Origin of the sequence: Daejeonella sp. (genome assembly GCF_044232565.1) — a bacterium.
GTDB lineage: Bacteria > Bacteroidota > Bacteroidia > Sphingobacteriales > Sphingobacteriaceae > Daejeonella.
The window spans coordinates 1-6,499 of record NZ_JBIILQ010000158.1; the positions used below are offsets into that span (position 1 = coordinate 1).

General features: G+C 37.2%; 4 protein-coding genes and 1 pseudogene. 3 read left to right on the forward strand and 2 right to left on the reverse strand.

Features of this window, described 5'->3' with window-relative positions; all coding sequences use genetic code 11:
• Positions 1-163: 163 nt before the first annotated feature.
• Complete coding sequence (locus ACILQF_RS09165; protein WP_395627113.1) at positions 164-1,456, reverse strand: HAD-IB family phosphatase; 1,293 nt, start codon at positions 1,454-1,456, stop codon at positions 164-166.
• Positions 1,457-1,474: 18 nt separating this feature from the next.
• The gene (locus ACILQF_RS09170) at positions 1,475-2,446 is read right to left on the reverse strand and encodes an NAD-dependent epimerase/dehydratase family protein (protein ID WP_395627114.1); all 972 of its coding nucleotides are present in this window, start codon (positions 2,444-2,446) and stop codon (positions 1,475-1,477) included.
• A gap of 158 nt (positions 2,447-2,604) precedes the next feature.
• On the opposite strand from ACILQF_RS09170, the gene ACILQF_RS09175 reads away from it, so the two are divergent.
• From ACILQF_RS09175 to ACILQF_RS09185, 3 genes and pseudogenes are all read left to right on the forward strand, one after another.
• Entirely contained in the window at positions 2,605-3,786 is a 1,182-nt protein-coding gene (locus ACILQF_RS09175) for a formimidoylglutamase (protein ID WP_395627115.1), read from the forward strand.
• A 278-nt stretch (positions 3,787-4,064) separates the two neighbouring features.
• Complete coding sequence (locus tag ACILQF_RS09180; RefSeq protein ID WP_395627116.1) at positions 4,065-5,537, forward strand: xylulokinase; 1,473 nt, start codon at positions 4,065-4,067, stop codon at positions 5,535-5,537.
• A 153-nt stretch (positions 5,538-5,690) separates the two neighbouring features.
• Positions 5,691-6,499 (forward strand): annotated as a pseudogene (locus tag ACILQF_RS09185) (xylose isomerase); the annotation flags it as partial.

Genomic DNA, 6,499 nt, shown 5'->3' on the forward strand with positions numbered 1-6,499 from the left:
GATTTAGCAGTTTTGTGATGGAGATATTTATTTTATGAGACACCTTGATAAGTTTTAATGAATCGTGCAATTTAATGATTTTTGCCCAAAAATGTAGTTTAACATTCTTTTTGAGTTAGCATTTTGAGTTCTTGTAGTCGAGCTTTTATTAAAAAATTCCCCTTTAATAAAGAATTCTGAATTTGATGGTATGGTCGATTTGCTTGAGGGCCTTCAAAACTTTCTTGTCATATTCATCACTCACATCTGTAATTACATAGCCGATGCTCGGGTTGGTCATTAAGTATTGCCCAACAATATTGATTTGATGTTTTGCAAATACACTGTTTATCTGAGCCATAATGCCGGGCATGTTTTTATGGATATGGATTAGTCGATGCGCTCCAGCAATTCGCGGAAGTTGTAAGTTAGGGAAGTTAGCACTCACAAATGTATGCCCATGATTAATGAAATTAATCATCCTTTTGGCAATAAGCTGTGGGTTTTTTGTGTTTTTCTTGGGATCGTCAAAAATTACAATTCCCATGTCTGTACATAGTCCGTGGGATAGTTTAGGCTCACTATTTCCCAAATATCCGATGGTTTTCAATTTTACTGCGCGCTCAAGTTTTTCACGCTCCAAAATTTCACCATTTCCTATCAGCATCATGCCTACATCGGCCACATATTTCTCCTCAAAACTTTTTTTATGACGGATGGAAAATCCATCTTTCTTCAAAGTCTGAATAGCCTCAGTTGGAACTTCCCCAATTACAAGGCATAGAATCCGATTTTTTGGATAGGAAATAGCTCTAGGAAGGTTGTTAACATATAAAAATTCATCGAAGCTTGGCGTTACATGATCCGCCTTTTCAGCTACAGTTTTACGCTCAATATTTTCTGTAAAGGCATAAAATTTCTTGATCATGCCAAACTCCTTCAACTGGAAGTCGGAATGACCATCCCCAATCCCATAAATATCCCCTTTAAGATCGAGTTCTTTTAGCAGGGTCACTTTACCACCTTCATTAGAAAGCGGATTTTTTTCGTCGTAGCCAATTATTTGATCATTACTGTCGAAAATAAAAGTGTTGGCGTATATATTTTCCTTGGAGATATGGTATGGGAGTACCACGGGAATAATAAATTCTTTAAATCCTCCAGATACAATCAATACAGAATCTGTGTGTTTTTTGAAAAATGTTTTGTTTCGTGAAAATGAGGAAGAAACTTTCTTTTTAAGCAAGCTGATTAATTCCTTCAAATGGTCGCGATTCGCTTCTAAGAGTCGCACGCGTCCGCTAAGGCTCTCGCGGAACGACATTTTGCCCTCCATAGCTAAATTGGTTAGGTCCTCAATCTTTTTATAGATTTCTTCTTTGTTAGGATGTTTTTTTAGAGAAATACGTGCTAATTCATCTAAGGCCTCCACTTGAGTGAAGGTACTATCGAAATCTATGATATAAAACTGTTTCAATGGACTGATATTTCTAGTTTATTGGGTTTGAAAATGATGACAAGTTTCGCGTATTGTATCTTTTATTGGCTTAAACTCCAAATTTAAGATCTTTTTAACTTTATCATTCGAAAAATTTCTCTTTTTGAATGCACTGGATGCGGTTTCCCTTGTTAGGCCATTTTTTTTGCCTGTAAAAACCGAAAAAAAGCGGGTTCCTAAGTAGGCTAGATTCATCATCCATGGTTTTAGGGCGATTTGTGGCGGTTTTTTACCGAAATTTTCAGCAATTTCTGAGAATAAATCTCGGTAAGTCCAGTTTTCGGCGTTAATGATGAATCGCTCATCAGAAATATTGGAATCCATTAATAAAATCATCGATTTTGCAACATCTTCTACATCAACATAGCCAAAAGAACCTCCTGGATAATAATTTAAGCCTTTTTGAATTGTTTCAAACAAAGCCCCACTACCCAGATTTCCCGCATTTTTTCCAATGATAATGGAAGGGTTTACAATTACTGTATTTAAACCTTCGGCAGCGGCCTTAAAAACCTCCATTTCGCTTTCATATTTGGAAATGGAGTAAGCACTAGAATTTGAGCTATACTCCCAATGATCGCGTTCTGTAATGAGTTCCTCTTTTTTGCTTTCCCCTAAAGCTGCTACCGAACTTACATGTAAAAAACGTGAAATATTCATTTCCATGCTTACATTGAGTAAATTGATAGTGCCTTCAACATTTACCTTCTTCAGCATTTGTTTATCAGCAGGATCGAAAGAAATTAATGCGGCACAATGATAAACTTTGCTAATTCCCTCCAAGGCATCTTTGAGGGCAAAATAATCGAGGATGTCGGCAGTAAACCATTCAATTCTCTTCTCATTTTTAAGCAGCTTGGGCACAACAGAAGCCTCGCGCTTAATGGCTCTGACCTTTTCGCCTTTAAGTAGTAATTGCCTGATTAATTCTGAGCCTAAAAAACCGGTGGCGCCGGTAACTAAAACCATCCTGATGAATTTTTATAAATGCTTTCAAAAGTAACTGAATAAACTGATATTTGCTTTGAGTGTAGACTCAAAAAAAAATATTCTTCATCTTGCCAAAATATAAATTTGGGAGCTTGAATATTATTATTGTTAATCAATTCACGGGTACAAAATACTTTATGTCATTATCTGATTTTCTTAGTTCTGTTGACTTTAATAGCCTAATTCCCAATGAGGGGTTTTACAGCAGCCATTTAGGGTCGAAAATAGAGGTCTACCATCAAAATTTTCCCGATTTGGAAGATCATCAGTTCGATCTAGCTCTCATAGGTGTACTTGACGGCAGAAATGCCGGAAATAATTGTGGAACAGCAAAAGCACCTGATTTTTTCAGGAAGAAATTCTATGAATTGAATGAGGGTAATTATTCTAGCCGCATTGTAGATCTTGGAAATATCAAAGCTGGACATACGGTTTCGGATACTTATGTTGCCTTGAAATTAGTGGTCGCCGAACTTGTAAAACTAAATATTGTACCAATAATTATTGGTGGGGGCCAAGATTTAACCTACGCGCAGTTTATGGCTTATGAGGAATTGGAGCAAAAGGTTGATCTTTTGGTGGTTGACTCACACTTCGATCTGGATGAAAATCAGGATGATACCATTGAAACTAGTTCAAAATCCTATCTTAATAAAATATTTTTACATCAGCCTAATTACCTATTTAATTTTAGCAATATCGGGTATCAAACCTTCTTTGTGAATCAAGATAGTTTAAAGTTGATGGATAAGCTTTACTTCGATGTTCACCGTCTCGGTGATTTCAGAAATAATGTAAGTGTTGCCGAGCCAATTATTCGGAACGCCAATATGCTTAGCTTTGATATTTCAGCTATTCGTTCGGCAGATGCAGTAGGAAATGCCAATGCAAGTCCCAATGGTTTTTATGGTGAAGATGCCTGTCAGATAGCACGTTATGCCGGAATGAACGATAAATTATCGTCTATTGGATTTTATGAGTATAATCCTGAGTACGACCCAAAAGGTCAAACTGCAATGCTTCTTTCACAAATGGTCTGGTACTTTATCGACGGTTTCTATAATCGTAAAAAGGAATTGCCGATGCTCCCAAAATCGCAATACATTACCTATCGTACAAGTTTAAAGGATGGTACGCATGAGTTGGTATTTGTGAAGAGCAAAAAAACGGATCGTTGGTGGATGCAAGTGCCATATCCTACAGGGGGATCTAAAAATGAAAGACATCATTTGGTGCCCTGCAGGTATGAGGATTATCAAACTGCAAATGCTGGCGAGATGCCTGATTTATGGCTTAGAACCTATCAGAAACTTATTTGATGATGGAGATGTGAGATGTGAGATATGAGATATGATACGAGAGATATTAGATTTGAGACACTAGATGGGGTATTAAATCATCTCACATCTAGTGTCTATTATCTCATATCTAAACTTTGTACTCATTAAAATTGTCTGAAATGTGATTTTCATGATTAATGTGATTTTTATGATTTTTTTAAAATTAAATTTTAAATCATCTCACATCTAGTGTCTATTATCTCATATCTAAATACTATGTACTAACTACTATGTACTAACTACTAACTACTAACCCCATGCTACTCGGAATCGACCTCGGTACATCATCCATTAAGGTTTCAGTTATTGATTCGGCCACACAGCAGTGTATTTGTACCGTGCAATATCCAGAAAAGGAAACTGAAGTTATTGTTGAAAAAGCTGGCTGGGCGGAGCAATCTCCCGACCTTTGGTGGGAGCATGTGCAGCAAGCAATTTTGAAAGCCCATGCTTTAAAGGTGTATGATTCTTTTGATATTGAGGCAATCGGAATTGCCTATCAAATGCATGGATTGGTGCTGGTTGATAAAAATCAAAAAGTTTTAAGGAATTCAATTATTTGGTGTGATAGCAGGGCTGTTGACTTAGGAAATGCGGCTTTTTCAGCTATTGGAGAAGAAAAATGTCTCTCTCATTTGCTAAACTCACCTGGAAATTTCACTGCTTCAAAATTGGCATGGGTGAAGCAAAATGAGCCACATATTTTTGAAAAAATAGATAAAATTATGCTTCCCGGCGACTTCATTTCGATGAAAATGACAGGGGTTATAAGTACCAGTATATCAGCACTTTCTGAAGGTATATTTTGGGATTTTAAAAACAATGAGCTTGCTAAAGATGTATTTAATCATTATGGATTTGACACTGATCTTATCCCTCAAGTATTGCCTGTTTTTGCTGACCATGGCCGTCTGGATAAATCCTTGGCTTTAAAACTCTCATTAAATCCTACAACGATAGTCACTTATAAAGCAGGGGATCAACCTAATAATGCGCTGTCATTAAATGTTTTAAATCCGGGTGAAGTTGCTGCAAATGGGGGGACTTCCGGTGTGATTTATGGGGTTTCCGATAAACTTTCTTATGATCCGCAATCTAGGGTAAATACTTTTGCCCATGTAAATTACACCACTCAAGTAAAACGTTTGGGGGTTTTATTATGCATTAATGGTACTGGTATTTTGAATCGCTGGGTAAGGGATGTGATGGCAGGTGGAATGAGCTATGTGCAAATGAATAGCGAAGCTGCAAAAATTCCTATGGGTTGCCGTGGATTAAAAATTCTTCCTTTTGGTAATGGTGCCGAGCGCATGTTAAATAACCGGAATATTGGCGCTCATTTTCATAAGATTGATTTTAATATTCATAACCAAGCATATATTTTCAGGGCCTTACAGGAGGGAATTGCATTTGCATTTCGCTTCGGCTTAGATATTATGCGTGAAAATGGGATGGATATCAAGCTCATCCGTGCGGGCTATACTAGTATGTTCTCAAGTGAGCTTTTTCAGCAGGCATTTGTAAATTCATGTGGTGTGCCGCTGGAATTGCATAGCAATGATGGGAGTATGGGTGCGGCAATTGGTGCTGGCATTGGCATCAATGTATTTACAAGCGAAAATGCTTTTAGTCGCGTGAAAGCTTTAAAAATAGTAGAGCCAAAGCAGTCGGCTGAATATGACTCAGTTTATCAGGAATGGAAAGCTATCTTGAATCAGCATCTGCATTAAAATCAATCTTAAAAATCAGTTGTTTTTTACCTTTAATTCTGATTATCACAGTCCCAATCTTTTTCAATTCATATAAAATATATAAATTACAGTTTCTTTAAATATTTATTATCCTCTAAAGCGAAATTGAGGGATAAAATCAAACAAGCGAATATGTCAAGTATTGTCACAGGAGATCAAGAGTTTTTCAAAGGAATTGGCCAAATTAAATATGAAGGTCTTCAATCTGATAACCCACTAGCATTTCGCTGGTACGATGAAAATCGCATTGTAGGCGGCAAAACAATGAAGGAATCGCTTCGTTTTGCTTGCGCTTACTGGCATTCTTTTGTTGGAAATGGTGCCGATCCATTTGGCGAAGCAACCCATCTTTTTCCATGGGATAAAAAAAGCGATGTGCTTGATCGTGCCAAGGATAAAATGGATGCCGCTTTTGAATTTATTACAAAGATGAATCTTCCATTTTACTGTTTCCACGATGTAGATATTGTAGATTATGGTAATAATATTCATGAAAATGAACGTCGATTACAATCCATTACAGAGTATGCCAAGCAAAAGCAAGCGGCAAGCGGCGTAAAATTATTGTGGGGAACCGCCAATTTGTTCTCTCATCGAAGGTACATGAATGGGGCTTCAACAAATCCTGATTTTCATGTATTGAGTCATGCAGGGGCACAAGTAAAAGCTGCTTTGGATGCCACAATAAGTCTTGGGGGCGAAAATTATGTGTTTTGGGGAGGTAGAGAAGGCTATATGTCTTTGCTTAATACCGATATGAAGCGCGAACAGGAGCACTTGGCGCAATTTTTACACATGGCTAAAGATTATGCACGTAAGCAAGGTTTTAAAGGGACTTTCTTTATTGAACCTAAGCCTTGTGAGCCGAGTAAGCATCAGTATGATTATGATGCGGCGACTGTTATTGCATTTTTGCGTCAGTTTAACTTAATGGATGATTT

Coding starts and splice junctions, on each gene's coding strand:
- ACILQF_RS09170 (WP_395627114.1), bottom strand. CDS start 2,446: ATGGTTTTAGTTACCGGCGCCACCGGTTTTTTAGGCTCAGAATTAATC.
- ACILQF_RS09175 (WP_395627115.1), top strand. CDS start 2,605: ATGTCATTATCTGATTTTCTTAGTTCTGTTGACTTTAATAGCCTAATT.
- ACILQF_RS09180 (WP_395627116.1), top strand. CDS start 4,065: ATGCTACTCGGAATCGACCTCGGTACATCATCCATTAAGGTTTCAGTT.